Raw genomic sequence first — 25,340 nt, forward strand, 5'->3', positions numbered from 1 at the left:
GACCAGCCTGACGTTCCCTAGTCGCGGAGCTCGACCAGGTGGCAGCGGGTGCCCGCGGGCACGACGCGGCGGGTGCCGCCTTCGTAGTCGATGCGGACGCGGTCGCGGCGCGCGGGCTGGACGCGTTCGACGATGCCGACGGGCCCGATGGGTCCGTGCAGGCGCACGGCCGTGCCGGGCAGCAGTTCTTCGGCGGGGGCGCGGCCGCGGTTGACCGCGCGGGTGGCGGGCCAGATCCAGCGGGTGCTCACGCGCCAGACGAGGTAGAAGGCCAGGGGCAGCGCCGCCGCGAACCACGGCGAGACCGGCAGCAGAGCCAGACCGAGGGCCAGCCCGGCCAGCAGCGCCCAGAGGCCGGAGCTGACCATGCGCCCGCCGATCTGAAGCCAGCCCGTGGTGCGGATGATGCCGTCGCGGCGCTGTCCGCGGGTCGGGCTGCGCGGCGCGGTGACCGGCTCCTCGATGTCGTCGCGGGTGCCTTCGGCGCGGGCTTTCCACAGGGTGTCCAGTAGCAGCCGCTGGGTGTCGTCGTCGGCCAGGGCTGCCGACGGCTCGTCGGGTCCGGCGGCGGGAGTCTGCGGTACGCAGGCTGTTGCCTGAGCCCCGGCGGGTTCCTCGGGCGCGGTGGGCTCGTCGGCCTCAGCGATTTCGTCGGTGGCGAGCACGGGCTCCTTGACCACGGGGATCTCGGTGGTCTGCTCAGTCGAGGATGGCGAGGGAGTGTCGGGGCCGACCGCAAGCGGGACGTCGAAGCGGGAGGCCGGGCCGCCGGGGTTGAGCAGGGTGCTCAGCATGGTGACCTCGAGCCCGCGACGGGCGCCGCAGGTGGGGCAGACCATGGCCGCGCCGGTGGGCGCCTGGGGGTCGGTGGTGGCGGCCAGCGGGCCGTGGCCGTGCGGGCAGCGCGGCGCGTAGGGGCCGTGTTCGAGCAGGTGCAGGGCCCCGGTGGGGCGGGAGTCGTTCACCACTGCGTGGTCCACCTCAGATCGCCGTCGTCGTCGGGTTGGCAGCTGGCCGCGGCACCCTCGTAGGTGCGGCCGGCATCGCCCTGGCGCTCGCAGCGCTTGCCGGGGGTGACCACCGGGACCGCCTCCTCGGTGGTGGTCGTCGTGGTCGGCTCCGGCGGTTGCGGCCGTGGTGGTGGCGGCGGAAGCGGGGCCGGGCGAGGTGTGGTCGTGGTGGGCGCCGGGCTCGACGGCTCCCCGGTCGTCGTGGTGGTGGTCGACCGTGGCGCGGAAGGTGTGGTCTCCGGCGGCGGCGCCGGGGGAGGCGGTGTGGTCGGCGAGGGCGCCGGAGGAAGCACCGGAGCGCTGGTGGGTGCCGGGGCCGGGGCGAGGTGGCGCGCGGCCGGTGCCGTGGCGGGTGCCGGGTCGGGCAGGGCACCGACGGCGGTGAAGGCGACCGCCGCGACCAGTCCCGAGGCGGGGACCAGCCGCGCGGCTAGCGGGCTCTTCCACCACCAGCGGCGCAGCAGACCGGGGTGATCCGAAGACAACGTCGCCGACTCTCCTCGCGTGCATCTCGTAGCCAACCCCGACCTGGCCGCCGAATCGTAGCGAATGCGTGATCTTCCCGTGTCCGAATCGGTGATCGACACGCCCGGGCGAGTCGGATCTTTCGAGCGCACGAGCTCGCGGAAGCCGATGTGTGAGGTGGGGCACGTGTCGATCAGGGCTATGCGGTGATCGCGCAGGGCGGTGCCGCGGTCACCGGACGTGGCGGGTGTGGGCGCGGTGGATCCGGGGAATTCGGTTGTCGTCGAACCCGGCGGACCGGCATGATCACCGCCTGGCAGCTCGCGCCGCACCGGGAGGAGGCACCCGTGGTCACCGCACAGCAACCACGGCAGGCCTGCCGCCGTGCCCCCGGTCGCCGCGCGAGACCACCACGCTGATCCACACCGAGTCCAGCAGTGGCAGCCGCCGGGGCGAGCGACCCCGGCGGCTGCCGCTTTTTCGTTCGCCACCACCGCGGATCCGGTGGTGGCCCGATCAGGGAGGACGATGTGTTCACCGCCGTGCAGGGCAGCCGGGTGCCCATCCGCATGTGGGCCGACCCGCGCCGGGTCGAGGACGCCGCCATGCGCCAGCTGCGCAACATCGCAGACCTGCCCTGGGTGCACGGCGTGGCGGTGATGCCCGACGTGCACCTGGGCAAGGGAGCCACGGTCGGCAGCGTGATCGCCATGCGCGACGCGGTCTCGCCGTCGGCGGTCGGGGTCGACATCGGCTGCGGGATGAGCGCGGTGCGCACCTCGTTGCGCGCGGCCGACCTGCCCGACGACCTCTCGGGGCTGCGTTCGCGGATCGAGTCGGCGGTGCCGGTGGGCTTCGGCATGCACACCCACCCCGTGGACGTCCGTCGCGTGGCCGGCACCGGTGACTGGGACGAGTTCTGGCGCGGCTTCGGGGACCTGCACGAGGGCGTGCAGAACCGGCGGGAGCGGGCGCTGGCGCAGATGGGCAGCCTCGGCGGCGGCAACCACTTCATCGAGGTGTGCCTGGAGCAGGGCGGCGCCGACGACGGGCGGGTGTGGCTGATGCTGCACTCGGGGTCGCGCAACATCGGCAAGGAGCTGGCCGAGCGCCACATCGAGATCGCCAAGGGCCTGGCGCACAACGCCGACCTGCCCGACCGGGACCTGGCGGTGTTCGTGGCGGGCACGCCGCAGATGCGCCACTACCGGCGGGACCTGTTCTGGGCCCAGGAGTACGCGCGCCGCAACCGCGCGGTCATGGTGTCGCTGGTGCAGCGGGCGCTGGCCGACACCGTGGCGGGCACGCGGTTCGACGAGCCGATCTCCTGCCACCACAACTACGTCGCCGAGGAGACCTACGACGGCGTGGAGCTGCTGGTCACTCGCAAGGGCGCCATCCGCGCGGGCAGCGGGGAGCTGGGCATCATCCCCGGGAGCATGGGCACCGGCTCGTTCATCGTGCGGGGACTGGGCAACACCGAGGCGTTCACCTCGGCCTCCCACGGTGCCGGCCGGCGGATGTCGCGTACCAGGGCCCGCAAGTCCTTCACCGCGCGCGACCTGGCCGAGCAGACCGCCGGGGTGGAGTGCCGCAAGGACGCCGGTGTGGTCGACGAGATCCCGGCGGCCTACAAGGACATCGACGAGGTGATCCAGGCCCAGACCGACCTGGTGGAGGTCGTGGCCCACCTCAAGCAGGTCGTCTGCGTCAAGGGCTGACCACGACGAGCCGACATCGCCCGAGCCCGTGAGCCTGTGGCAGGCCGGAAGACTCGCGGTCCCAGCGGCCCGCAGTGGAAGGAGGGCAGATCAGGCTGTCAGGGAGGGCCGGGGCTCCTGCTCGGCCAGGGTGTCGCGCAGCGCGTCCAGCGACAGCCCGACCGCCTCGGCGATCGCGGCGACGGTGAAGAACGCCGGGGTGGGGATGCGGCCCTTCTCGATCTTGCGCAGCGTCTCCACCGAGATGCCCGAGCACGCCGCGACCTCGATCATGCTGCGTCCGCCGCGGGCCTCGCGCAGGATCCGCCCGAGGTGTTCGCCCCGGTCGCGTTCGTGCTGGTTCAGCGGAACACGCACCATGCGCGTGATAGTAATGTCGCCGCGGATGCCCGGTCCAGCTCGCCGGTCGCGGGACACCGGAGTGGATGGGATACCGGTGCCGATGGGGTGGCAGGGGTTGATCGAGCTCAGGAGTACCGGGGAACTGGACGCGCTGGGTGAGGCCGGCCGCGCCGTGGCCGCCGCGCTGCGGGCCGTGCGCACCCACGCACGTGCCGGTGTGCGGCTGAGCGAACTCGACGAGCTGGCCCGCGCTGTGCTGTGCGAACACGCCGCCGTGCCGCTGCCGCTGGTCGGCCACCCGCGTGCGGCCGGCGCGGCGATCTCGGCGTCGGTCAACGACGTCGTCGCCCACGGTGTGGCCGATGCCACCCGCCTGACCGACGGCGACCTGCTCGGCATCGACTGCCTGGCCCGCGTCGACGGCTGGTGCGCCCGCGCGGCGACCACCGTCGGCATCGGCACCGTCGATCCCCAGGACCTCACCCTGATGCAGACCGCCCACCAGGCGCTCGACGACGCCATCGCCGCCGCCCGCCCAGGGCGGCGCATCGGCGACCTCTCCCACGCCCTCGGCGTCGTGGCCCGCAGTGGCGGCTACGGCATCCCCGCCGCCTCCGGTGGACACGGCATCGGTCGCGATCCGCGCGAAGAGCCCTCGGTGCCCGGCGAAGGACGGCCCGGCCGCGGCGCGCCGCTTCGTCCGGGCATGGTGCTGCTTTTGCGCCCGGTGCTGCTGGCCGGCGGCGACGAGGTGTGCACCGCCGAGGACGGGTGCACCGTGCTCACCGGCGATGGCAGCCGCGTGGCGCGCGCCGGGCACACCCTCGCGATCACCGACCACGGTGCCCGCGTGCTCACCACCTGAAACCGCCACCGTTTTCCCGGAATCCGGCCACCGGAACCGGACCGGCCGAAATGGACATTCCGCCACGGTGCCGCGGGCGCCACCCGCACGCACGTTGAATTCAACACATGTTCAACAGCGTCGGAGGCGGGGATAATCGAACCCTGAGCGCCCGCCGAGCGTTCGCCACGGCCGCCATCGTCCGCGTGAGGAACCCATGACCAAGCACTTCGCGTTCGTCTCCCTGCCCGCCGCGGGTCACATCAACCCGACCATCCCCCTGGTCGAGGAACTCGTGCGGCGCGGCCACCGGGTCACCTACGCCGGCGCGCGCCAGTCCCTTGCCGGCGCGGAGAAAGCCGGCGCCGAAATCCTGGACGTGCCCTTCCGCATGCCCGACGTCCCACCCATGACCGACCGCCTCGACGGCGCCGAGATCCGCCTCATGATGCAGCTGATGCTGGACAACACCCGCACCAGCCTGCCGCTGCTGCTGGAGCGCTTCGCCGCCGACACCCCCGATGCGGTCTGCTACGACATGATGACCGTCATGGGGCGCATGGCCGCCCGGAAGCACGAGGTGCCCGCGGTCAAGCTGATGCCGAGCTTCGCCTCCAACGAAACGTTCTCGCTGCGCGAGAGGATGACGCCGACGGCCGGGTTCGACCCCGCCCACGTCGCCGAGTTCGTGCGGCAGCTGCAGGAACTGGGCGAGGAGTTCGGCGTGTCGGCCGGCACCGGGTTCGACGAGCACGACATCGCCGGGCTGAACCTGTCGTTCCTGCCCCGCCGGTTCCAGCTCGAAGGCGACTCCTTCGACGAGCGGTTCCGGTTCCTGGGCCCGATGTTCGGCCAGCGCGAGGTCGAGCAGTGGGAACCGCGCGACCCCGGCGCGCCGCTGCTCTACATCTCGCTGGGCACCGCGTTCAACAAGCGCCCGGACTTCTACCGCATGTGCTTCGAAGCCTTCGGCGGCAGCGGTTGGCAGGTGGCGCTGTCGGTCGGTGCCGGCACCGACGTCTCCGAGCTCGGCCAGGCCCCTGCCAACTTCGAGGTGCGCGAGTCGTTCCCGCAGCTGGCGGTGCTGCGCCAGGCGTCGGTGTTCCTGTCGCACACCGGCATGAACTCCACCATGGAGTCGCTGTACTACGGGGTGCCGCTGGTGGCGGTGCCGCAGATGCCCGAGCAGGCGCTCAACGCCGCGCGGGTCGAGGAGCTGGGCCTGGGCCGGCGGCTGGTCACCGACGAGGTCACCGCCGAGCAGCTGCGTGCGGCGGTGGAGCAGGTCTCGGGCGATGAGGACGTCCGCGCCAACCTCGCCGACATGCAGCGCACGCTGCGCGAGTGCGGCGGTGCCCGGGCCGGCGCCGACGCCCTGGAGTCCTACCTGGCCTGACTCCCCGCAGCCGGCAGGGGCCGCCGGGTCATCCGGCGCGCGGTGGTCCCCTGTACGGGCTTTGGGGTTACGGCCGCGTGCCGGGGCGCAGGAAGCGGTGGCGGGCGGCGGCCATGGTCGCCGCTTCGGCACGCACAGCGCGCAGCAGCGTCCTGATGGTGGATGCGTTCTGGGTCATGGTCGTGTTCCTCCTGGAATTCATGGTGGTCAACGGGGTGCGACGGGTCGCTCGGCGGTGGTCACGGCCGCGCGGGCGGCGTCCACGTCGCCGAAGCAGGGCAGCGCGTCCTGAAGCGCTGCCGCGGCCAGCGCCCGGCGCACCGGGCGAGAGCTGTCGGTCAGGCACAGCGTGATGCCGCGGTGCGAGGCGTAGCTGTGGGCGCTTGCCAACAGGCGCAGCGCGTCCACGCCGAGGAAGCCCACCTCGTCGAGATCGATCACCAGCGCCCGCAGCTCGGTCAGCAACCGAGGCCACAGCACCTCGGCCAGCCGCGGGGTCGTGGCCGCGTCCAGCTCGCCGCTGACGAACAGCACCGCCACCGGCGGCTCGGTGAAGTCCATGCGCAGCCGCAGCCCGCGCTCGTGGACCGCCGGCCGGCCGCCGCCGCGCCTGCCGGGAGAGTCGTCGAAGGGTTCGGTCACCGGAGTGCGCACGAGCACGCCTGGCTCCTCTCGTCGCCGAAGGAATGGCGCACCGGCCGCCCGGCAGCGGCAGGCAACACCGGACCGGAGCGGGCCGAGGACGTGAGAACACCGCCTGACGTGGGCGGAAAGGAAAGCGGGAGCGTGCCCGGCCCGACCTCTCAGGTCATGCCAGCTGCTCGCTCAACCAACGCCCTCCACCGTACGGACCGGTGCGCCCGGTGTCGAGGACACCCCTGGACGGGTAGGCGAGAGGGCAGTCGCCCGCGGCGCGCGCGGGCCCGGGAGGTGGTGAGCATGGACACCGCAAGCGATCAGGAGCTGGCGATCGCGCTGGCGCGGATGTCGAGGAACCTGCTGTCGCAGGACACCGTCCAGAACACACTCAACAGCATCGTCGAACACGCCGTGGACCTGGTCGACGGCTGCGAGCACGCCGGCATCCTGCTGCTGCACAACAGACGGCAGGTCGAGACCGCCGCGGCGACCTCCGAGCTGGTCCGCCGCTCCGACACGCTGCAGGGCGAGCTGTGCGAGGGGCCGTGTTTCGACGCCGCCGACAACGGCGTGCAGGTCTACCGCATCGCCGACATGACCGGCTCCGTGCAGCGCTGGGCGCAGTACGCCCCCTACGCCCGCGACCTCGGTATCGCCAGCATGATGGGCCTGCTGCTCTACACCGACGAGGAGGAGTACGGCGCCCTGGACCTCTACTCCTCCCGGCCCGAAGCGTTCGGCGAGCACTCCGAGCTGGTCGGCTGGGTCGTGGCTTCCCACGCCGCGGTCGCCTTCTCCTCGGCGCGCATGGACGCCCAGCTGCAGACCGCGATCACCACCCGCCAGCGGATCGGGGAGGCCCTGGGCATCGTCATGGAGCGCTACCGCATCGACGAGGAACAGGCCTTCCAGGTGCTCAAGAGGAGCTCCCAGCACCGCAACATCAAACTGCGCGACATCGCCGACCACGTCACCTCCACCGGGGAGATCCCCGGCGCCCGCTAAGGCCGCACCGCACCCGGTTCGCCCCCCGCCGACGACCGGCACCCCACGGACGCGCTCGAGCGCTCACCGGTCCAAAACCCCCGGTTCAGCCACGGGCCGCCGGCAGCGGAAGACGGACGGGAAAACCAGGCGCGCCGCGGATCGAAGGCCGCTACCGTGCCCGGCATGGACGAGCAGCAGCTGCTGTGGCGCAGCGGCGGGCCGGTCACCCGCAGCCGCCTGGCCGCCGACCTGGGCGAGCTGGGCCTTGTCCGCGGCGACACCGTGATGGTCCACACCCGGATGTCGGCGCTGGGCTACGTCGCCGGCGGCACCACCACGGTCATCGACGCGCTGCTGGACGTCGTCGGTCCACAGGGGACGCTGATGGTCACCTGCGGCTGGAACGACGCGCCACCCTACGACTTCACCGACTGGCCCCAGCCGTAGCAGGACGCGCTGCGCGCCGAACACCCGGCCTTCGACCCGCTGCTGTCGGAAGCCGACCACGCCAACGGACGGCTGCCCGAAGCGCTGCGCCGCCGGCCCGGCTCGGTGCGCAGCCGCCACCCCGACGCCAGCTTCGCCGCCCTGGGCGCCCGCGCGCACGCGCTGATGGACGAGCACCCCTGGGACGACCCCCACGGCCCCGGCACCCCGCTGGCCCGCCTGGCCGAGGCGGGCGGGCGGGTCCTGCTGCTGGGCGCGCCGCTGGACTCGCTGACGATCCTGCACCACGCCGAAGCCCTCGCCGAGGCACCCGGCAAACGCCACGTCAACTACGAGCAGCCCATCCTCGTCGACGGCCGCCGCACCTGGCAGCACTTCCACGACATCGACACCCAGGACGCCGCCTTCGACTACAGCCCGGTCGTGCCCGGCGACCAGTGGCCGTTCACCGTCATCGCCCGCGACATGCTCGCCGCCGGGATCGGCACCCGCGCCCACGTCGCCGCCGCCGAAAGCCACCTGTTCGACGCCGCCGCGGTCGTGCGCTTCGGCGTGGACTGGATCCAACGCCGGCTCAACCCCGCGCCTCACACGGACCCGGCCCCCACCACACCCTGACGCCCCACACAACGACCGCCGAACACAGATGTGGGGCCGCAGCCAAACAGGCCACGACCCCACACCCGCCGACGTGCGCGACTACCGCGAAGCCATCAACTCGTCGAAAGTCGGGAACTTCTCGGCGGTGTCGGTGTTGAGGAACGCACCGACCCAGCCGTCGTCGTCGTGGAAGAAGCGGATCGCCACGAAATCCGGCTCGGTGCCCATGTCGAACCAGTGCGTGGTGTTGGCGGGCACGCTCAGCAGATCGCCCGCCTCGCACAACATCGCATACACCCGGTCCCCGATGTGCAGGTAGAACACCCCGGCACCGCGGGCGAAGAACCGGTCCTCGTCATCGTCGTGGGTGTGCTCGGACAGGAACTTCTCCCGCGCCGCCTTGGCCTGGGCCGGCCACTGCGGGTCCTGCGACGGCGCCATCACCGCCGCGTCGACCTTGATGTAGCCCTCGCGCTCGATGACCTCGTCCACCTCGGCCCGGTAGGCCTCCAGCACCTCCTCCGAGGACGGCCGCTCCGGCAGCTCCCGCAGCTCCCAGCGGCTGAAGCTCACCCCGAACTGCTTGAGCACGTCGGTGATCTCCTGCGGATCCTCGGTGCGCAACTCCACCGTGCCCGCATCGGTGTCGGGCCACACGGTCAGCAATGACATGCGATCGCCTCCTGCGACGGTTCCTCTGGTGCCCTAGCGCTGTTCGGTGGCCAGCTTGAACTGCAGCAGCCACTCCAGGCATTCGGTGCGGTGCCGGGCCTGCTGGAGATCACGACCCCACACGTACACGCCGTGGCGGGCCACGATCAGCGCCGGGGTGGCCGGGTCGAAACCCGCCTCGAACGCATCACCCAGGACCGACATGTCCTGGCTGTTGGCCACCACCGGCACGGTCATCTCGTCGTCGTGGGCCGAGCGCTGCAGCCCCTTGAGCATCTCCAGGTCGCGCAGCACCACCCCCTGCGGCCAGCGTTGCGCGGCCACCACCGGCGCCAGCATGTGCACGTGCACCACCGCGCCCGCCCCGGCGACCCGCGCGATCCGGGCGTGCAGCCCCGCCTCGGCCGACGGCCGGGCCTGCGGGGTCGGCTGGTCGGCCACGGCGGCGCCGTCGGCGTCGACCACGACCACGTCCTGCTCGCCGAGCTCGCCCTTGTCGCGGCCGCTGACCGTCACCGCCAGCCGCAACGGGTCGCGGGACAGGGTCTGCGACAGGTTGCCGGAGGTGCCGCGCATCCAGCCCAGCGCGGCGAAGCGCGCGGACTCGGCCGCCAGCGCCGCCCCGGCCTCCTTCAGCGCCACGGTGTTCACGAAACCACCTCGATGTCGATGTCGTCGAAGGCGCCCACCGCCGGGTGGGAGCCGAAGTCGGCGTCGGCGTAGGGCTCGCCGGGCCGCGCCAGGCCCACCGTGTGCCAGCCCGCCTGCGCGGCGGCGTCCAGCTCGGCGGGCACGTCGGACAGGAACACGATCTGCAACGGCCGCGCCGCGCCGAGCGCGGCCGCGATCGCCTCGTAGGAGCCGCGTTCGCGCTTGGGGCCGGCGTTGACGGTGTCGAAGTGCTGGGCGAACAGCCCCCGCAGGTCCCCGGAGGTGGTGTGGGAGAACGAGGCGACCTGCCCGGCCACCGAGCCCGAGGAGAAGACCGCCAGCACCAGGCCCCGCTGCCGCCACGCCCGCAGCGCCGGCACCACGTCGGCGAAGTAGTCGGTGGTCAGCTCCCCGCGGGCGTAGCCGTCCTGCCAGATCAGGCCCTGCAGCGTCTTCAGCGGCGCGGCCTTGCGGTCGGCGTCCATCCAGCCGTGCAGCACCGCCACCACCTGCTCGGCCGTGGCCTCGGCCGGCAGGCCCGCCTCGGACTTGACGTCCTCGACGGCCTTGCGCACCACCGGGTCCTCCGGGTGGTCATGGATCCACGGGCCCAGCCGGGGCCGTGCGTAGTCGTAGAGCACCACGTGCACCTGGCTGGTGGGGGTCAGCGTGCCCTCGATGTCGAGCACGACCCACCGGGCGGCAACCGACGCGCTCACCGCTGGGACTCCTTCCAGTAGTCACCGACGCGCTCGGCGGCGAAGGCGCCGCGGTCGGTGGCGATGGTGGTGACGAAACGCGGGGGAGTGACGTCGAAGGCCGGGTACAGCCCCCGCACCCGCGTGCTGGCGGTGCGGTGGCCCAGCGCGTGCAGCACCTCCTCGCCGTCGCGGTACTCGATCGGCACGTCCGACCCGGTCGGCGAGTGCGGGTCGGGGGCGTGGCACAGCGCGTGGAAAGGCACGCCGAAGGCGTGCGCGGCCACCGCCAGCTGCAGCGTGCCGACCTTGTTGATGACGTGACCGTCCATGCTGACCCGGTCGCTGGCGGTCACCAGCGCGTCGACCTCGCCCCGGCTGAACAGCGAGGCGCCCATGCCGTCGGTGATCAGCGTGGTGTCCACGCCCATCTCGTCCAGCGTCTCGGCCGTCAGCCGCGCGCCCTGCAGGTAGGGGCGGGTCTCGGTGCAGAAGAACACCGGCTGCTTGCCCAGCTCCAGGGCGGCCTGGACCATGCCGACCAGGTACAGGTCGCCCCAGCAGTGGGTCAGCACGCGGGCTCGGTCGGGCAGCAGCGCCGCGGCCGCCCGGCCCATCTCGGTGCTGCGGCGCCGGTAGTCGGCGTCACCGGCGCGGGCACCGGCCAGCGCCGCCTCGGCCACGTCCGCACCCGGGTCGGCGTCGACGGCCGCGAGCACCTGGTCCACGGCCTTGCGGGGCTGGTCGTTGGTGGGGCGGGTGGCCACGAAACGCCGCCCGGCTTCGGCCAGGCGCTGCCGCGCCGAGGCCGGGTCGTCGGCCACCGCCTCCCGCGCGGCCAGCACCATGCCCCACAGCGTGGCGAAGTAGGGACCGGAGGACTGGGTGACCATCTGCTCGATCGCCCGGGCGACGTCCTCGGCGGTGCGGGCGTGCACCCACACCCGTTCGAGCGGGAACACCCGGCGGTCCAGCAGGTGCACACCGTCGTCGGCCAGCCGCACGCTGTCGGCCAGCACCGGCAACCCGGCGTGCTCGGGGGGCAACGTCATCGGTGTCCTCAATGGAAAGTCACGAACAAGGGGTCGGCGGCCTCCGCCAGGGTAGGCGATCGGCGCCGCGGCACGGCCACACCGATCCGCATCGCGGGACGTCCGAGCAGGTGCCCGGCGGCCCGGCCGGAACCGGCAGGCTTGCTACCGTGGACGGTACAAGATCACCAACCGGTGCCCCGCCGGCGTGCTCTGGAGGCCCGATGCAGACCGCCAAGCCCATCACCCTGCCCCCCGAGGGCCTCGGCGACGGCGTGATCACCGTCCGCCCGCTGGCCGACCGCGACGCCGAGGCGTTCGCGCGCGGCACCGCGGACGAGGCCGTGCGCCGCTTCGGACACCTGCCGCTGGCCGACTACACCGCCGACATCGTGCGCGAGCAGATCCGCGGCGTCATCGCCGAAGGCCTGCGCAGCGGGGAGCTGGCGGTGCTGGCCATCGCCGATGCCACCGACGACCGCTTCCTGGGCTCGATCACCCTGTTCGGCATCCACGGCCACAGCGCGGAGGTCGGCTTCTGGCTCGCCCCGGCCGCCCGCGGCCTCGGCGCCACCAGCAGGGCCGTGGAACTGCTGGCGGAATGGAGCCACGGCCACGGCATCCGGGAGCTGACCGCCCGCACGGAACTGGCCAACCACGCCTCGCAGCGCGTGCTGGAACGCTGCGGTTTCGGAGTCGACGGCGAGCCCACCGAGCAGCGCGCCCCCGACGGCGCGGTGTTCACCGGCCTGACCTACCGCCGCGCCACCCGCCCCGCCTGAACCGCACACGGCACCGCCGCAACGCCACGCTGGCGAGACCATCGCCGACCGACTCCGCCGCACGCTCCCGGGCAGTGAGCTGCTAGCCCACGGCGTCGGCGCGCCGCATGATCTCGGTGATCACCGGGCCTTTGGCGTCGGCGTAGTGCTGCACGTGCCGCCACACGCGCCGGGCCAGGTCGCGCTTGGTGCGCGCATAAGCCTCGCGGTCGGCGTCGTGAGCCCGCAACCGGTCCCGGAAGCGCAGCATCCGCGCCGCCTCGGCACAGCCCGCACGGAACACGTGCAGGTTGACGGCCGTGTCCGGCCCCTTGAACAGGCGGTGCTCGAACCAGTCGGGCTCGCGGATGCGCAGCGCATACCCGGCCGCTTCCAGGGCGGGGACGTAGGAGGGCTCGTCGGCGGAGTCGGCCACGACCAGCAGCATGTCGATGACCGGTTTCGCGCACAGCCCCGGCACCGAGGTCGAACCGACGTGCTCCACCCGCAGCGCCGCCTCACCGAGGGCCCCACGAACGCGGTCGGCCTCCCGCCGGAACAGCTCAGGCCAGCGGGGGTCGTAGTCGACGAGAGTGACGGGCGCGTTGTGCGGGACGCGCCGGCCGACGGTGACCTCCTGCAGGGCTGCGTCGCTGCTGGGCGGGACCGGGAAACCCTCCGGCGTCGAGGACATCGCCCGCTCCTTCACCCGCACCCCGGCCAACGAAACCGCCGCCGGACACCCGAGGTGCCCGGCGGCGGCAGCAGCGTCAACGGCGCTTCTTCGGCGGATCCTTGCGCAGCAGGTCAGGACCGATGATCTTGCGCACCACCCGCCGGACCAGGCTGCGCCGCTTGACCGGCACACCCGGCTTGGCGGGCGCGGCCGGGGCCGTCGGCGCAGGCGCGCCCGCTGTCGTCGCCAGCCCCTGCGGGGGAGCAGGCACGGCAGGCACGGGCGCGGGTGCGGACTCGGGGGTGGGCGAGGTCTGGCCGGCAGCCGGTGGCGGGGCCACCGCGGGCACCGGATCGGTCACCAGACCGGAGGCGCCCACCGTCGACGGCCGCTCGGGACTGAGCTTCTTGGCGAACTCCGGCTGCTCATCCCGGATCGCCGGGATGTAGGGCTGGGTCACTTCGACCCGGTTCGGCGGCGGAGGCTGCCTCGGGGCCTCGGGGCGTGCCGGCACTCCCGCCTCGTCCAGGGAGAGCTCCCCCACGATGCGAGTGGTCACCGGCCCGGCGTCGGCTCGCGCGCCGTCGTGGCGCGGATCCTGGGGAACCGCCGGCTGGAACCAGGGTCGTGCGAGGTCGTCTTGAAGTGTCATCCGTATCGACTCTGAGGGAGCAAACGGCCAGGGTCGCCGGCGGGTCGCCCCACCGGCGGGTCAGACCCTACCGGTAACGGACCGGTAAAGCACCACCCCTGTGCCCACAAGATCTTGTAGCGGGCCCGCCGCCGCGCCACCAGCCGCCGAGGAAAACCACGATGCCGCAGGTGAGAGATCCTCTCCCGCCGCCGCGACCGAAAACCGGTATCGCCGGTCACATCCCGCCGACTACGGTGCCGCGGTGCGCGATCCCGCCCTGCTGCCCAAAGCCCACCTGCACGTCCACCTGGAAAGCACCGTGCGCTGGGACACCCTGCGCGAGCTCGGCCGCGCCAACGGTGTCGCCGTCCCCGACCGCCCCGCGGGTTTCACCGGCTTCCGGCAGTTCGCCGACCACAACTCCCTGGTGCGCCACTGCCTGGTCCGGCCCGCCGACTTCACCCGCGTCGCGCGCGAGTTCTGCCACGACGAAGCCGCCCAGGGCACCCGCTACGCCGAGGTCACCTTCACCGCCGCCTCCCACGGCGAGCGGCTCGGGGCGCCGGAGATGCCGCTGGAAGCGGTGCTGGAAGGGCTCGCGCTGGGCCAGGCCGAAACGGGGCTGCGCTGCCGGGTGCTGCTCGACCACTCCCGGCGCCGCTCGGTGCGCCGCGCCTGGCGCACCCTGCACCTGGCCACCCGCTACGACGAGGTCGCGGGCATCGGGATGGCGGGGGAGGAGTCCTACCCGCTGGAGCCCTTCGCCGACGTGCTCGACGCGGCCCGCGACGCCGGGGTGGCCCTGGTGCACCACGCCGGCGAAGCCTGCGGCGCCGACAGCATCCGCGAGGCGATCCACACCGGCCACGCCCAGCGCATCGGACACGGCATCCGCGTCCTCGACGACCCCGCGCTCACCGCCGAGATCCGCGACCGCGGCATCGCCCTGGAGGTCTGCCCGTCCTCCAACGTCCTGCTCGGCTTCGCCGCCTCGCCCGATGCCCACCCGCTGGCGCACATGCGCGCCGCCGGACTGGCCGTCACCGTCAACACCGACATCCCCGCCATCGCCGGGACCACGCTGACCGACGAATACGCCCTCGTGCGCGACACCTTCGGCTACGACGACCACGACCTGGCCGCACTCGCCCGCACCGCAGTGCAGGCCTGCTTCGCCGACGAGCAGACCAAGCGCGACCTGCACCACGGAATCGACGCCTGGCTCGCCGCACCCGCAGCCGACACGTCAGTCCACAATGGATCGGACATCACGGTGCGGTGAACGGTTCTTCCTGGTAGGCGCGGTGCAGCAGGTCCACGAAGGACGTCGCCTCCGGCAGCGACGCCGAGCCATCCGGTGCACCGCGACACCCGGCGTCCAGGAGTTCATCACCACCGCCCCGGCCAGGTCGGCGACGTCGGCGGGAGTGATCTCCTGCTCCCGCTGGGCGACACCGAGACGCTCCAACCGGCGGCGCACGACGCCCATCGTCGTGCCCACCAGCATCCCGGCCGCCGGCCACACCACCGCCGAACCGTCCCAGAACGCCAGGTTCCAGATCGAAGCCTCGCTGATCCTGCCGTGGCGGTCGACGAAGGCGGCGTCGTCGAAACCGTCGCGCACGGCCTGACGCAGCAAGTAGGTCTTGGCCGACTCGCCGACGTGCTTGATCTCCGGTACGAACCGTTCGTGCTCGACGACCGACAAGGCAAGCGGACCCCGCGGCCCCGACGCGGGCGGGCCGGTGCGCACCAGCACCTCCGGCTCGGCCTCGCCGACGGCGGTGGTGAACTCGCCCGCCGGCGCGTACACCGTGGCCCCCAGCGACACGTCGGCCGGGCCCGCCTCGATCGCGGCCCGCAGGTAGGAACGCACCCGGTCGTCGGGCAACGCCCGGCCGAACAACTCCAGCGACGCCGAGCGCAACCGCCCCAGGTGCAGGTCCAGGCCGCGGACCCGGCCGTCGCGCACCTGCATCGCGGTGAAGTGGGCATAACCGGCGAACGCCAGCGGCGCCAGCTCCTCGGCGCCGGCCGCCCGGCCGTTGCGCTGCACGGTGAAAGAGGTCATGCCACGAACCTAGAGTCTGACACCGATGTGAGACTCAAGCCGGTGCGCCGCGGATCACACCCCGCCCCGGCGCACCTGGAATCAGTCCCGGCCGGGATGGTTCTCGCGCCACTGGGCCACGAGGCGCTCCACGTCGAAGGGCGCCAGGTTCAGCGGCGGACCCGCCGGCGGGTTCCGGATCGCCTCGCGGATCTTGTCGTTGATCTCCGCGACGGTCTCGCGCACCTCGGCCTCCGAACCGGCGCGGGCGGCGGCCTTGCGCGCCTCCTGCGCCTGCTTGCGCAACGCCAGCGTCGGCGGCAGCGCCGAGACGTTCTCCTCGCGCAGCTTCTGCTTGACCCACCACAGCTCGTCGTAGGGCATGTGCGCGTTGAGCCCCGGCAGCGGCTTGCCCGCACCCGGCAGGTCGTCGAACTCGCCGCGCTCGGTGGCCTCGCGGATCTGCTTGTCCACCCACGACTCGAAACCGATGTCGGCCGGCTTGCGCTCGCCCATGACCGTCCTCCTCACCGATCGCCCGCCACCGCTGTCGTCTCTCCACCAGGCATTGCCGCGGCCACAACCCCAGTATCCCGAGGATGGCCACGACAGCACAGCCGCAGCCCCGGGGTCGGACCTGCTCCGGCGGCCGCCCGAGTGGGCGCGCGGCCAATCCGGCAAGATCGACCGCAACGCCTCGGCCGACGGCTGATCCCCGCGCCCGACCCGACACCCGGGAGTTCCCTGCGATGACACGCGTGCTGCTCGTGGCCACCGGCGACACCCTGGCCTACCGCAAGTCCGGCCCCAGCATCGCCTCCGGCGCCGAGCTGCTGGCCGACCTGCCCGGCGCGGTGGCCGCCGAGGTCGGCGCCGAGGACGTGATGGCCGAGCCGAGCTGGGACACCTCACCCTCGACGATGCTCGCCCTGGCCCGCCGGGTGCGGGCCGCGGTGCTGGAGGACGGCTACGACGGCGTCGTGGTCACCCACGGCCTGGACACCCTCGAAGAGACCGCCTTCCTCACCGACCTGACCGCCGGCCCCGCCGCCGGCCGGGCCGCCATCGTGTTCACCGGCGCCGGCTTCGGGTGGGACGAGCCCGAAGGCCACGGCCCGGCCAATCTGACCGCGTCCCTGCGCGCCGCCGCCGACCCGGCGCTGCGCGGTCAGGGCGCGGTGGTCTGCGCCGGCGACCAGCTGCACGCGGCGCGGTGGGCGCGGCTCACCGACCCCTGGCGCGCCGCGTCGTTCACCTCCGGCCCGCACCCGCGGCTCGGGCACCTCGTCGACGGCCGCGTCGAGCTGCTCGGCACCGCACCGCAGCGGCCACCGCGCACGCTGGGCCTGCCCGAAACCGACGTCGCGCTGATCAGAACCCATCCCGGCATGACCCCGATGCTGCTGACCGCGGCGGTCGACGCCGGAGCGCGCGGTGTCGTGCTGGAGGGCACCGGCATGGGCAACGTCCCCGTCGATCTGTTCACCGCCATCAGCGAGCTCGTCGAGTGGGACATCCCCGTGGTCATCGCCACCCGCGGTGAGACACGCGTGCTCGATCTCGACCAACTGCCCCTGGGCACCGGCCTGGCGGCCGAGGTCGGCGCGATCGGCGCCCGCGACCTGAGCGCCTCGCACGCCCGCATCGCGCTGATGGCCGCGCTCAGCACAGGCGGAGTCGCGGCCGTCCGCGACTGGTTCGGCCGCCTCTGAACGGCTTCCTGCAATGCGACTCCGGACCCGGAGACCCCAGTCCGGGGCTTGAGGAACATCCGAACGGCGAACAGCGCCAGCAGCGCGGGCGTGCGAGACCGGTCGTCCAGCCACAACCCGTACGGCCGACTCCGCCTGGACATGGACACCCGGCTCGACCTCCCGGTCCCGTCTCGCTGAGGGATCCCTCAGGAGACGGGTCGCGGCTGCTGGTCAACGAAGGTCGTCGATGACGTAGGCGTCGGATCTGCAGTAACCAGGTACGTTCGGCTTCTGCATGATCACGCCCTCGAGCCACATGCGGTAACCACGCGCGAGCAGTCGCCGGCAGGCATCGTGCCGAGCCGCGTTCACACCGGCGACCATTCGTTCGAGGCCGCGTTCACCCGCCAGATCTTCGCAGGCGTCGAGCAGCCGACCGAAGAGTTCCGGTGCCTCCGGCCCTGGCCGCACCGCTCCGAACTTGACGAAGCACGTTCCGCTACCGGCTCACCCGCGCCGCAGTGGCACACGGCGAGCCCGCAGAGGTTCGTGCCGTCGTGCAGGAGCACGGTGTCGCCGAGATCCTGGGCGTGCGTGGCCCTGATCTCGTGTGCCACGTCGAGACCGTCGAAGATGGCGTTGGTCACGGCGAAGCATCCGCGCACAACGCCATCGCGCTCGGCTTCGGGAGTCTCGGAGTACGTCGTGTAGCCACGGGCCTCGGTGACGGGGGAAACCGCTTTGTCCATCAGCGGCGTCAGGTACTGCGGCCAGAACCCGAACTTCTGGTAGAGCCCGATGTGCCGCGGACTCTGCGGAAAGGTGAACAGGCCGGCTTGGCGTACCCGCCACCTGTCGAAGAGGTCCATGACAGGCCGCATGAGGAGACTGGCGATCCCCTGCCCCCACAGGTCCGGTCGGACCGTGAGGGGGCCGAAGTATCCGAAGCTTCCCCAGCGGGTGACGAAGTTGGAACCGACGATCTCCCCGTCGCGTTCCGCCGCGAACGCCCAGTCCGGCTCGGCGGTGAAACGCGACCGGACGTACTCCGCGTCACCGAACACCGTGACCGGCTCCGGAACGCCGAGGAAGGTGCCAAACGCGGTGCGCATGATCAGGTCGGCGGTGTCGAGGTCACCCTCCTGGAGCGGGCGGACCGACACGCCGGTCCCGGCAGAAGCGGCAGCGCCGGTGGTAGTCGACACCATCCACCTCCAGGAACCGGTGCTCCCATTCGGGCGCCATGGTCGCTTCCCGTCGACAGGGCCGCAATCGCGCGATTCTCGAGCAACGCGTCAGGAACTCTCGTGGTCTCGGTCGGGCTCAGCGACAGCAGCTCGCCCCGGGCCAGCAGGCCAAGCCGGCGCAGGTCGCGACCAGGCGGGCCTCGACGGTGTCGAGCTCGACCAGGCGGCGCCGCTGGTCGATGCCGTACACCTTGGTGCCGGTCACAGCGGAGGCGCCGCGTTCGGCGCGCAGCAGCACCCGGTGCACCGGCCAGCTCACCGCCTGGTCCTCGACCACGCAAGCGGGTGCCGGGTCAACGGGCAGCGCGAGCACTCCGCGGCGGTGCGCCGCGGCACGGCGGGCACCGGCGATCTTGTCGTGCGGGCGCCGTTTCGTCTGGACCAGGCCCCGGTCGACGTCGTCGAGGAAGAAGTACCGCTCCAGCTCACCGCGGCTAAACCCGCTCGGGAAACGGCCATACGCCGAGACGCCTGATCGTCGGGCAGGAACTCAACCGGCACCGCATCACTCCTGCTGTCACATCCGCCCACCGCGGCGGAACCGCGGGGAACAAGATCAGCAGCACGCAGTGCCGGTCAACATCCATCACAGCAGCTCAACCCGGAATCAGGGCTTAGCGCTGTTCGCCGTTCGGATGTCAAGCCCTGGTCCGCTCCCGATTGGCGATCGACCTGCTGTAGCGCGCCGCGAGGTCGCGATCCGGGAGAAGACGCTGTACCGGATGCCGTATGAGACCGCCGCCCGCGCCGCGGAAATCCTCGACCTCGACATCGATGACGCTCGACCTGGCGGGCCGCCGCGCCCCGGTGGAGGCCAAGGAGGCGCGGTCGAAGACCCGCAGGCGGGGCCACACTCGCGAGGACGTCGTGCTGGAGCCGTCTACTGGGACGCCGGCACCGCCCGGCGGCGGCCCAGGCTGCTCAAGGACCGCACCCGCGTCCCGATGTTTCTCACCCGCCGCCGACCCGACCTCGGCAAGATCCTCGGGCCCCGCGACGTCTGCCCGGACACCGGGCTGGCCCGGCTGTCCTACGGCCAGGCCCGCGCCCTGCTCGACGGCCCGCACGCGCTGCGCGGGCCCGGCACCGGGTGGGACCTGCACGAATCTCGCCATTCGGCGCTGACCCACCTCGGCTTACTGGGGGGCGTTGCTGCTGCTCATGGCGACGTCCCGGCACAAGAAGCCCGACAACGTCCGCCGCTACTCCAAGCCATCGGCCGGCGGCTGTCGCCGAGGTCCACCAGCCTGCTGGCCCCCGGCGACAGCCGCCGGTAACTCATTTCCGAGTGCACCCGCCCCCGCCCGCGCACAGCAGTGCGGCGGCCCATTGCCTCGAGATGGAGTTAGCTGTTGGTGCCGGTGTGGCGTGGGTGCCAAGCGGGGTCGTAGCTCCGGGCCAGGCATGTGAGCGTCAGGGCCCCTGCGAGGAGGCCGACATCGCGGAGTGCGATGTCGAAAAAGCCCGGGTAGGTGAGCAGGTTGATCACGATGCCGGCGAGCCAGGCGGCGACGATCAAGGCCGCGTAGCGGGGTTTGACCGCGACCGCGAGTCCGGCGGCGATTTCGATCGCCCCTACGGCGAGCATGGCCTGGTGGGCGGTGATGGGAAGGAACGTCACGATCCACGGGGCCAGGTAGTGCTGCCAGTCGGTGAGCACGTTGACGAACTTGTCCACGCCGAACACGACGGGCAGGACCGTGAACCCGACTCGCAGCAGCAGGTAGGCGCCATACGCGGGTTCGGTGCGTGCGCGACGCAGCAACGCGGTCAGGCCGTGGATGGTCGGCGTGTGGCCAAGCGCGGTGGTAGCCATCGGAGCCTCCTGTAAAAACAATGGATACTGGTTTTAGAGTCACCCCGCCGAAGGGTTTTGTCAACGTTTTTTGGTGTTAGAGTTGGGCATGACCCAGCAACCCGTTGACCTGGCAGGACTGGCCAGCCTGAGCAGCCTCGACGATCCGCTCCGGCGGCGGCTCTACGAGTTCGTGACCGAGCACGACGAGCCGGTCTCGCGCGATCAGGTGGCGGCCGCAGCCGGGATCGGACGAACACTCGCCGCGTACCACCTGGACAAGCTGGCCGAGGCCGGCCTGCTGGCGGCCACCTACCGGCGCCCGGAGGGCAAAGGCGGTCCGGGCGCCGGGCGACCCGCGAAGCTCTACATGCGCGCGGAACGCGAGCTGGCGGTGACTGTGCCTCCGCGGGATTACGAGTTGCTGGCGAGGCTGCTGATCGAGTCCGCAGAACGAGACCCCTCCGGGACGGTCCGTTCCGCCGTGGGGGCGGCGGCCTATGAGGCCGGCCGTCAATCGGTGGCCGAGTCCGACGGCAACGTGCTGGCGGCACTGGCCGGGTGTGGATTCCAGCCGCGCGAAGCAGAGGCGGACATCGAGCTACGCAACTGTCCGTTCCATCGGCTCGCGCAAGACCACCGGGACTTGGTGTGTGGACTCAACCTCCGTCTCATCCAAGGCGTCATCGCAGGCTCGGCGCACCCTGATGGGAACGCGGAGCTCGATCCACGGGCGGGGCGCTGCTGCGTGGTGATCCACAAATCCGGCCGTGCCACCTGTGGGGCCGCAGGGGAAGAGGGGCCACCGTGACAGACCCGCTCGGCCGGTTGACGGGTAGGCGCACGGCGGTCATCACCGCGGCCGGCAGCGGGCACGCGTGCGGGCAAGGGGGAAAACATGAGTACGGGCAGGATCCTGCGGCAGACCACGTCTCGACGCGACGGCTACGCCCCGCTGCGCTCGTATGCGGCAATCGGTGACGGCCGAACGGTCGCGCTGATCGCTGACGACGCGACGATCGACTGGCTGGCAGTGCCGAACCTCGACTCGCCCAGCGTGTTCGCGGCACTGCTCGATGCCCGGCGTGGCGGCTCCTTCGTCCTGACGCCCACCGTCGGACACGAGGTCACGCGGCGCTATCTGCCCCGGACGAACGTGCTGGAAACGACCTTCTCCACCGAGACGGGCGTGGTCCGGGTCCTGGACGCCATGACCATGCGGGGCGGCGGGCTTGGGCCCTTTCGTGAACTGCAGCGCCGAGTGAAGGGCATCTCCGGCCGAGTGCCAATGTCGTGGTGCGTGCGGCCGCGGTTCGGCTATGGGCAGCGGCCGACCCAGTTGGCCAGGCGCGAGGGGCTTCCCGTGGCATTCTCGGGCAGCGACGCCTTCGTGGTCCGTTCTTTCGAGGCCGGGACGGACGAGGTGGACGCCCACACCATCCGGGGCAGCTTCGAGACCAGTGCGGGATCCTCATCGCTGATCGCACTGTGCGCGGCCCACCAAGAACCGCTGCTGTTTCCCACCCGCGGCGAACTCGACGCCCGGTTCGAGCAGACCGTGGCAGCGTGGGAGAGGTGGGCCGAAACGCGCACCTACACCGGGCCATGGGGACATGCGGTGATCCGCAGCGCGCTCGCTCTCAAACTCCTGGTGCACGCGCCGTCAGGCGCCGTCGCGGCCGCCGCAACGACCTCACTGCCCGAACAGCTCGGCGGCGAACGCAACTGGGACTACCGGTTCTCCTGGGTTCGCGACTCGGCGTTCACCCTGGCCGCGTTGCTCCGCTTGGGCTGTGCGCCAGAGGCACACGCCTACTTCTGGTGGCTGTCGCACGCCACACAGCTGACCCACCCCAGGCTGCAACCGCTCTACCGCCTCGACGGCGGTGCACATGCTCCCGAACGCACCCTGCCGCTGGATGGGTACCGCGGGTCACGGCCGGTCCGCATCGGCAACGCCGCAGGCGGCCAGCTGCAACTGGACATCTATGGAGAACTGCTGGAGACCGCGTGGCTCTACGCCCAAGGCGGAGGAGAACTCGACCCCGGCATCGGCCGGCGCCTTGCCAAGACCGCCGACCTCGTCTGCCGGATCTGGCGTGAGCCCGATGCCGGGATCTGGGAGGTCCGCAGCAAACCAGCGCAGTTCACCCAATCCAAGATGATGTGCTGGGTCGCCCTTGATCGGGCAGCCCGGCTCGCCGACCGCGGACTGATTCCCGGCCACCATCGCCGGCGATGGGGCGAGCACGCCGCAGCGATCGCCGACTTCGTCGAACGGCGCTGCTTCTCGCCGTAGGAGCACAGCTACACGCGATTCGCCGACAGCAGCGAGCTGGACGCCAGCGTCCTCCTAGGACTGATCTCCGGCTACGGCCAAGCCCGCTCGCCCCGGTGGCGCGGCACGATCGACGCTGTCCACCGGCAGTTGGGCTACGGCCCCTTCGTCTACCGCTACACCGGCGAGGACGGGTTGTCCGGCACGGAAAGCGCGTTCGTGACCTGCTCGTTCTGGCTCGCAGAAGCACTCGCCCGAGCCGGACGCATCGACGAGGCCACCTCTCTGCTGAACCAGCTGGTCGACCTCGCCAACGACGTCGGCCTCTACGCCGAAGAAATCGACCCGAGCAACCGCGCCTTCCTGGGCGACTTCCCCCAGGGACTGAGCCACCTGGCACTGATCAGCGCAGCCACCGCGATCGCCGAGGAGACCTCCCGATGAACATCTGGGCAGCGATCGTCGGCGGTTTCGCCGGAACCCTGGTGCTCACCACCGTTCTGCGCACCGCAACCGAGCTGCGCCTGACCCGCATCGACCTGCCCTTCCTGCTCGGCACCGCGATCACTGCCCACCGGCTGCGAGCAAAGGTCATCGGGTATATGACCCACTTCGTATTCGGCATGCTCTTCGCCCTGGGCTACTACGCGCTGTTCCTCGCCATCGGCCGCAGCGACTGGTGGCTCGGAGCGCTCTTCGGGCTGGGACACGGACTGTTCGCCGGCACAGTGCTGGTCAACGAAATCCTGCCCCTGGTACACCCCAGGATGGGAACACCGCTCAGCGACACCACCACCGTGGCCCTGCTCGAGCCGCCCGGATTCCTCCTGCGCAATTATGGCCCGCAAACCCCGGTGGTAACCGTCCTCGCGCACGTCCTCTACGGCACCGTCGTAGCGACCGTCCTAACCCTCGGCTAGGCGATCGTCGCGCGCTGTCCAGCCGCACCCCGAGGCCGTCGAGCAATCCCATGCCGACTTCGCCGCACCGAAAGCCCGCGGCTGATCCCGCCGCAGCGACCCGGGTCAACACCGGCTTCTGCCGGCAGCGGTCGAGCGCTGGCCGACGTGATCCGGGCGACGTGGTACTCGCGGCGCATCCCGCTGGTGCGGAGGATTTCGCCGAGGCGTGAGCCAACGCCGCCTACCACCAGGATTTCGCGAGGCAGTGGGACCACCTCGCCCGTGAACGGCAGGACGCGCTCATCGATCTGCTGTTGGATGATGGGCGAGCTGATGATCGGCGAACCGAGTTGCCTGGTCTTGTTGTGATCGCGGCTTGGCCTCCACCAAGCCGCTCGACATCCTCGAGGAAGAAGTACCGCTCCAGCTCCGCCCGAGACAGCGTCTCGGGCAACCGGCCGCAGGCCGCGGCCTGCTCATCGGAGAGAACTCAACAGGCAACCCGTCGTCTCCCGGGTCTACATCCGCCCACTGCGGCGGAACCGCAGCGAAGCTTCAGCATCCCGGTCAAGGGCGTCAACGTCCAGGTCGGGCGCCCCAGGGCTTAGCGTCGGTTTTCGTTCCGAAGTTCCTCAAGCCCCGACCCGGCCGCCGAGGTCGCCTCGGCCAAGCAGCTCATCGCCCGCGCACTGCGCTACGCCGGGCCCGCCGCGCCACAGGCACCCGACGCGCCCTGGCCCGCCCAGCGTGCTCTGCGGGCCGCGCCGACACGGCGTGAAAAGCAGGGGCGCCGAGGCGACCTCGCCCCTAGGTTGCAGACCATGACGCAGCCCGACCCCATGCGCCCGCAGCCGGCAGCCGCACGCGTCGCCGCGGACGTGCTCAGCGCCCACGGCCAGGACTTCACCACCGCGGTCCGCGCCAACGGGTGGACCAACGCGACCTGGCTGGCCGGCGAGCTCGTCATCCGCGTCGCCCAGCGGCCCGGCCCCGCCGACCTGCTGCGCGAGGCCCGGCTGGCGCGGCTGCTGCCGGCGCAGGTCGGCTACCCCGACGTCGTCGAGCACGGCGTGCTGCACGGCCACCAATGGGTCCTCAGCCGTCGCATCCGCGCCGAGAACCTCGAAGACGTCTGGCCTCGGCTGGACCCGCAGCAGCGCGCCACCGCACTGCGACAGGTGTGGGAACGGGCCGAGCACGTCCACCGCCTCGACCCCGCCCGGGTCGCACCGCACGCCCGGTCCCGCTCACCGTTCTTCCCCACCACACCCGGCGAAGCCACCGCCAGGCTGCGCCGCCTCGCCGCGGCCGGACTGCTGGACCAACACCAACTGCGGGGCCTCGACGAGGCGATGGACCGGTTCTGGGCAGAGCTGCCCGACGCGCCGGCCTCGCTCAACCACGGCGACCTCGGCCTGTGCAACGTGCTCTGGCGAGACTGCCAGGTCGTCTCTGTCTTCGACTTCGAGCTCGCCGTCATCGCACCGATCGCGGTCGACCTCAACGAAATTCTCAAGTTCGCCTTCGGCCCACCCACCGGAGACCACGTGGACGCGGGGCCCATGCGGGAGGCGGCCACCGCGATCGCCCACGCCGCACTCCCGCGAGCAGGCGGCATCGACGTCCTGCTCGGCCACTCGATCATGCTCGAAGCCTGGCTGACCGAGAACGAGGCGGCCACCGCCGCCGATCCCACCGCGCTGGAGCCCTACCTGCGGCTCACCGCGCTGGCCGACGGCAACGGCGGCCACCTCGCTCCTGCGCTGACCCCGCACCACGAACCGCCCCGGAAGGCATAGC

26 protein-coding genes and 3 pseudogenes are annotated in these 25,340 nt (G+C 71.8%); 14 read left to right on the top strand and 15 right to left on the bottom strand.

Annotated features, from left to right (window positions below; all coding sequences use genetic code 11):
• Positions 1-17: 17 nt before the first annotated feature.
• Positions 18-965 (bottom strand): hypothetical protein, encoded by a 948-nt coding sequence (locus tag SACE_RS17430; protein ID WP_231850021.1) that lies wholly within the window; start codon positions 963-965, stop codon positions 18-20.
• A 108-nt stretch (positions 966-1,073) separates the two neighbouring features.
• Between SACE_RS17430 and SACE_RS17435 the strand changes: the two genes are divergently transcribed.
• Both SACE_RS17435 and SACE_RS17440 read left to right on the top strand, forming a co-directional pair.
• Entirely contained in the window at positions 1,074-1,484 is a 411-nt protein-coding gene (locus SACE_RS17435) for a hypothetical protein (RefSeq protein WP_009949033.1), read from the top strand.
• A gap of 521 nt (positions 1,485-2,005) precedes the next feature.
• On the top strand, positions 2,006-3,196 hold the full coding sequence (locus SACE_RS17440) for an RtcB family protein (protein WP_009949032.1): 1,191 nt from the start codon (positions 2,006-2,008) through the stop codon (positions 3,194-3,196).
• Positions 3,197-3,286: 90 nt separating this feature from the next.
• Here the strand turns inward: SACE_RS17440 and SACE_RS17445 are convergent, their stop codons facing one another.
• On the bottom strand, positions 3,287-3,556 hold the full coding sequence (locus SACE_RS17445) for a helix-turn-helix domain-containing protein (protein WP_009949030.1): 270 nt from the start codon (positions 3,554-3,556) through the stop codon (positions 3,287-3,289).
• A gap of 25 nt (positions 3,557-3,581) precedes the next feature.
• Here SACE_RS17445 and map point away from each other — a divergent pair, with 25 nt between their 5' ends.
• Together map and SACE_RS17455 are read left to right on the top strand one after the other, a co-directional pair.
• Positions 3,582-4,403 carry a type I methionyl aminopeptidase gene (map, locus tag SACE_RS17450; RefSeq protein ID WP_011874080.1) on the top strand — a complete coding sequence of 274 codons (822 nt, stop codon included), beginning with the start codon at positions 3,582-3,584 and terminating at the stop codon, positions 4,401-4,403.
• 196 nt (positions 4,404-4,599) lie between these two features.
• Complete coding sequence (locus SACE_RS17455) at positions 4,600-5,778, top strand: macrolide family glycosyltransferase (RefSeq protein WP_009949027.1); 1,179 nt, start codon at positions 4,600-4,602, stop codon at positions 5,776-5,778.
• Between the two features lie 207 nt (positions 5,779-5,985).
• Here SACE_RS17455 and SACE_RS17460 read toward each other — a convergent pair whose 3' ends face one another.
• Positions 5,986-6,438: an STAS domain-containing protein gene (locus SACE_RS17460; protein ID WP_009949025.1), complete on the bottom strand. Its 453-nt coding sequence runs from the start codon at positions 6,436-6,438 to the stop codon at positions 5,986-5,988.
• A 279-nt stretch (positions 6,439-6,717) separates the two neighbouring features.
• Between SACE_RS17460 and SACE_RS17465 the strand changes: the two genes are divergently transcribed.
• Both SACE_RS17465 and aac(3) read left to right on the top strand, forming a co-directional pair.
• Entirely contained in the window at positions 6,718-7,422 is a 705-nt protein-coding gene (locus SACE_RS17465) for a GAF and ANTAR domain-containing protein (protein WP_009949024.1), read from the top strand.
• A 165-nt stretch (positions 7,423-7,587) separates the two neighbouring features.
• Positions 7,588-8,469, top strand: a pseudogene (gene aac(3) / locus SACE_RS17475) (aminoglycoside 3-N-acetyltransferase).
• Positions 8,470-8,550: 81 nt separating this feature from the next.
• Here aac(3) and SACE_RS17480 read toward each other — a convergent pair.
• The 4 genes from SACE_RS17480 to SACE_RS17495 are packed head-to-tail and all read right to left on the bottom strand — an operon-like array spanning position 8,551 to position 11,524.
• Positions 8,551-9,123, bottom strand: coding sequence for a 1,2-dihydroxy-3-keto-5-methylthiopentene dioxygenase (locus tag SACE_RS17480; RefSeq protein ID WP_009949021.1), 573 nt, complete (start codon positions 9,121-9,123; stop codon positions 8,551-8,553).
• 33 nt (positions 9,124-9,156) lie between these two features.
• Positions 9,157-9,774 (bottom strand): methylthioribulose 1-phosphate dehydratase, encoded by a 618-nt coding sequence (gene mtnB / locus SACE_RS17485; protein ID WP_009949020.1) that lies wholly within the window; start codon positions 9,772-9,774, stop codon positions 9,157-9,159.
• Complete coding sequence (gene mtnC / locus SACE_RS17490; RefSeq protein WP_009949019.1) at positions 9,771-10,493, bottom strand: acireductone synthase; 723 nt, start codon at positions 10,491-10,493, stop codon at positions 9,771-9,773. The genes mtnB and mtnC overlap by 4 nt, the downstream gene beginning before the upstream one ends.
• Positions 10,490-11,524, bottom strand: coding sequence for a s-methyl-5-thioribose-1-phosphate isomerase (locus SACE_RS17495; RefSeq protein WP_009949018.1), 1,035 nt, complete (start codon positions 11,522-11,524; stop codon positions 10,490-10,492). Before SACE_RS17495 ends, mtnC begins: the two co-directional genes overlap by 4 nt.
• Before the next feature lie 203 nt (positions 11,525-11,727).
• Between SACE_RS17495 and SACE_RS17500 the strand changes: the two genes are divergently transcribed.
• On the top strand, positions 11,728-12,285 hold the full coding sequence (locus tag SACE_RS17500) for a GNAT family N-acetyltransferase (RefSeq protein ID WP_011874083.1): 558 nt from the start codon (positions 11,728-11,730) through the stop codon (positions 12,283-12,285).
• Positions 12,286-12,367: 82 nt separating this feature from the next.
• On the opposite strand, the gene SACE_RS17505 is transcribed toward SACE_RS17500, so the two are convergent.
• Both SACE_RS17505 and SACE_RS17510 read right to left on the bottom strand, forming a co-directional pair.
• Positions 12,368-12,958, bottom strand: coding sequence for a GrpB family protein (locus SACE_RS17505; protein ID WP_009949015.1), 591 nt, complete (start codon positions 12,956-12,958; stop codon positions 12,368-12,370).
• Between the two features lie 76 nt (positions 12,959-13,034).
• Positions 13,035-13,592, bottom strand: a complete 558-nt coding sequence (locus SACE_RS17510; protein ID WP_009949014.1) for a hypothetical protein — start codon at positions 13,590-13,592, stop codon at positions 13,035-13,037.
• Between the two features lie 244 nt (positions 13,593-13,836).
• On the opposite strand from SACE_RS17510, the gene add reads away from it, so the two are divergent.
• Positions 13,837-14,856, top strand: coding sequence for an adenosine deaminase (add, locus tag SACE_RS17515; protein ID WP_009949013.1), 1,020 nt, complete (start codon positions 13,837-13,839; stop codon positions 14,854-14,856).
• Here the strand turns inward: add and SACE_RS17520 are convergent.
• Both SACE_RS17520 and SACE_RS17525 read right to left on the bottom strand, forming a co-directional pair.
• Positions 14,821-15,645, bottom strand: a complete 825-nt coding sequence (locus tag SACE_RS17520; protein ID WP_009949012.1) for an aminotransferase class IV family protein — start codon at positions 15,643-15,645, stop codon at positions 14,821-14,823. The two genes, add and SACE_RS17520, sit on opposite strands and share 36 nt — an antisense overlap.
• A gap of 81 nt (positions 15,646-15,726) precedes the next feature.
• Positions 15,727-16,140: a DnaJ family domain-containing protein gene (locus SACE_RS17525; protein ID WP_009949011.1), complete on the bottom strand. Its 414-nt coding sequence runs from the start codon at positions 16,138-16,140 to the stop codon at positions 15,727-15,729.
• 233 nt (positions 16,141-16,373) lie between these two features.
• Between SACE_RS17525 and SACE_RS17530 the strand changes: the two genes are divergently transcribed.
• On the top strand, positions 16,374-17,336 hold the full coding sequence (locus SACE_RS17530; RefSeq protein WP_011874085.1) for an asparaginase: 963 nt from the start codon (positions 16,374-16,376) through the stop codon (positions 17,334-17,336).
• Between the two features lie 350 nt (positions 17,337-17,686).
• Here SACE_RS17530 and SACE_RS17535 read toward each other — a convergent pair whose 3' ends face one another.
• The 3 genes and pseudogenes from SACE_RS17535 to SACE_RS40395 all read right to left on the bottom strand — a co-directional run.
• A complete protein-coding gene (locus SACE_RS17535) occupies positions 17,687-18,526 on the bottom strand; it encodes a GNAT family N-acetyltransferase (protein WP_009949008.1) in 840 nt (279 codons plus the stop codon).
• 115 nt (positions 18,527-18,641) lie between these two features.
• Entirely contained in the window at positions 18,642-18,824 is a 183-nt protein-coding gene (locus SACE_RS17540) for a hypothetical protein (RefSeq protein ID WP_011874088.1), read from the bottom strand.
• 99 nt (positions 18,825-18,923) lie between these two features.
• Positions 18,924-19,019, bottom strand: a pseudogene (locus SACE_RS40395) (hypothetical protein); the annotation flags it as partial.
• A 268-nt stretch (positions 19,020-19,287) separates the two neighbouring features.
• On the opposite strand from SACE_RS40395, the gene SACE_RS17545 reads away from it, so the two are divergent.
• Positions 19,288-19,842, top strand: a complete 555-nt coding sequence (locus SACE_RS17545; protein ID WP_011874089.1) for a hypothetical protein — start codon at positions 19,288-19,290, stop codon at positions 19,840-19,842.
• Between the two features lie 68 nt (positions 19,843-19,910).
• Here SACE_RS17545 and SACE_RS17550 read toward each other — a convergent pair whose 3' ends face one another.
• Entirely contained in the window at positions 19,911-20,381 is a 471-nt protein-coding gene (locus tag SACE_RS17550) for a hypothetical protein (RefSeq protein ID WP_009949004.1), read from the bottom strand.
• A gap of 88 nt (positions 20,382-20,469) precedes the next feature.
• On the opposite strand from SACE_RS17550, the gene SACE_RS17555 reads away from it, so the two are divergent.
• From SACE_RS17555 to SACE_RS17575, 4 genes and pseudogenes are all read left to right on the top strand, one after another.
• Positions 20,470-21,171 (top strand): helix-turn-helix transcriptional regulator, encoded by a 702-nt coding sequence (locus SACE_RS17555; protein WP_009949003.1) that lies wholly within the window; start codon positions 20,470-20,472, stop codon positions 21,169-21,171.
• Positions 21,172-21,258: 87 nt separating this feature from the next.
• A pseudogene (locus SACE_RS17560) lies at positions 21,259-23,082 on the top strand (glycoside hydrolase family 15 protein).
• Positions 23,079-23,558 (top strand): hypothetical protein, encoded by a 480-nt coding sequence (locus SACE_RS17570; protein WP_009948999.1) that lies wholly within the window; start codon positions 23,079-23,081, stop codon positions 23,556-23,558. Before SACE_RS17560 ends, SACE_RS17570 begins: the two are co-directional and overlap by 4 nt.
• An 803-nt stretch (positions 23,559-24,361) precedes the next feature.
• Positions 24,362-25,339 (top strand): phosphotransferase family protein, encoded by a 978-nt coding sequence (locus tag SACE_RS17575; protein ID WP_009948998.1) that lies wholly within the window; start codon positions 24,362-24,364, stop codon positions 25,337-25,339.
• Position 25,340 lies beyond the last annotated feature (1 nt).

This window comes from Saccharopolyspora erythraea NRRL 2338 (assembly GCF_000062885.1).
Classification (GTDB): Bacteria; Actinomycetota; Actinomycetes; order Mycobacteriales; family Pseudonocardiaceae; genus Saccharopolyspora_D; species Saccharopolyspora_D erythraea.

What these genes read in the sequence shown, in the direction of transcription:
- SACE_RS17445 (WP_009949030.1), bottom strand. Translation starts at nt 3,556, where the DNA reads ATGGTGCGTGTTCCGCTGAACCAGCACGAACGCGACCGGGGCGAACAC.
- map (WP_011874080.1), top strand. Translation starts at nt 3,582, where the DNA reads ATGCCCGGTCCAGCTCGCCGGTCGCGGGACACCGGAGTGGATGGGATA.
- SACE_RS17455 (WP_009949027.1), top strand. Translation starts at nt 4,600, where the DNA reads ATGACCAAGCACTTCGCGTTCGTCTCCCTGCCCGCCGCGGGTCACATC.
- SACE_RS17465 (WP_009949024.1), top strand. Translation starts at nt 6,718, where the DNA reads ATGGACACCGCAAGCGATCAGGAGCTGGCGATCGCGCTGGCGCGGATG.
- SACE_RS17480 (WP_009949021.1), bottom strand. Translation starts at nt 9,123, where the DNA reads ATGTCATTGCTGACCGTGTGGCCCGACACCGATGCGGGCACGGTGGAG.
- SACE_RS17495 (WP_009949018.1), bottom strand. Translation starts at nt 11,524, where the DNA reads ATGACGTTGCCCCCCGAGCACGCCGGGTTGCCGGTGCTGGCCGACAGC.
- SACE_RS17500 (WP_011874083.1), top strand. Translation starts at nt 11,728, where the DNA reads ATGCAGACCGCCAAGCCCATCACCCTGCCCCCCGAGGGCCTCGGCGAC.
- SACE_RS17505 (WP_009949015.1), bottom strand. Translation starts at nt 12,958, where the DNA reads ATGTCCTCGACGCCGGAGGGTTTCCCGGTCCCGCCCAGCAGCGACGCA.
- SACE_RS17510 (WP_009949014.1), bottom strand. Translation starts at nt 13,592, where the DNA reads ATGACACTTCAAGACGACCTCGCACGACCCTGGTTCCAGCCGGCGGTT.
- SACE_RS17520 (WP_009949012.1), bottom strand. Translation starts at nt 15,645, where the DNA reads ATGACCTCTTTCACCGTGCAGCGCAACGGCCGGGCGGCCGGCGCCGAG.
- SACE_RS17525 (WP_009949011.1), bottom strand. Translation starts at nt 16,140, where the DNA reads ATGGGCGAGCGCAAGCCGGCCGACATCGGTTTCGAGTCGTGGGTGGAC.
- SACE_RS17530 (WP_011874085.1), top strand. Translation starts at nt 16,374, where the DNA reads ATGACACGCGTGCTGCTCGTGGCCACCGGCGACACCCTGGCCTACCGC.
- SACE_RS17535 (WP_009949008.1), bottom strand. Translation starts at nt 18,526, where the DNA reads ATGGTGTCGACTACCACCGGCGCTGCCGCTTCTGCCGGGACCGGCGTG.
- SACE_RS17545 (WP_011874089.1), top strand. Translation starts at nt 19,288, where the DNA reads ATGCCGTATGAGACCGCCGCCCGCGCCGCGGAAATCCTCGACCTCGAC.
- SACE_RS17550 (WP_009949004.1), bottom strand. Translation starts at nt 20,381, where the DNA reads ATGGCTACCACCGCGCTTGGCCACACGCCGACCATCCACGGCCTGACC.
- SACE_RS17555 (WP_009949003.1), top strand. Translation starts at nt 20,470, where the DNA reads ATGACCCAGCAACCCGTTGACCTGGCAGGACTGGCCAGCCTGAGCAGC.
- SACE_RS17570 (WP_009948999.1), top strand. Translation starts at nt 23,079, where the DNA reads ATGAACATCTGGGCAGCGATCGTCGGCGGTTTCGCCGGAACCCTGGTG.
- SACE_RS17575 (WP_009948998.1), top strand. Translation starts at nt 24,362, where the DNA reads ATGACGCAGCCCGACCCCATGCGCCCGCAGCCGGCAGCCGCACGCGTC.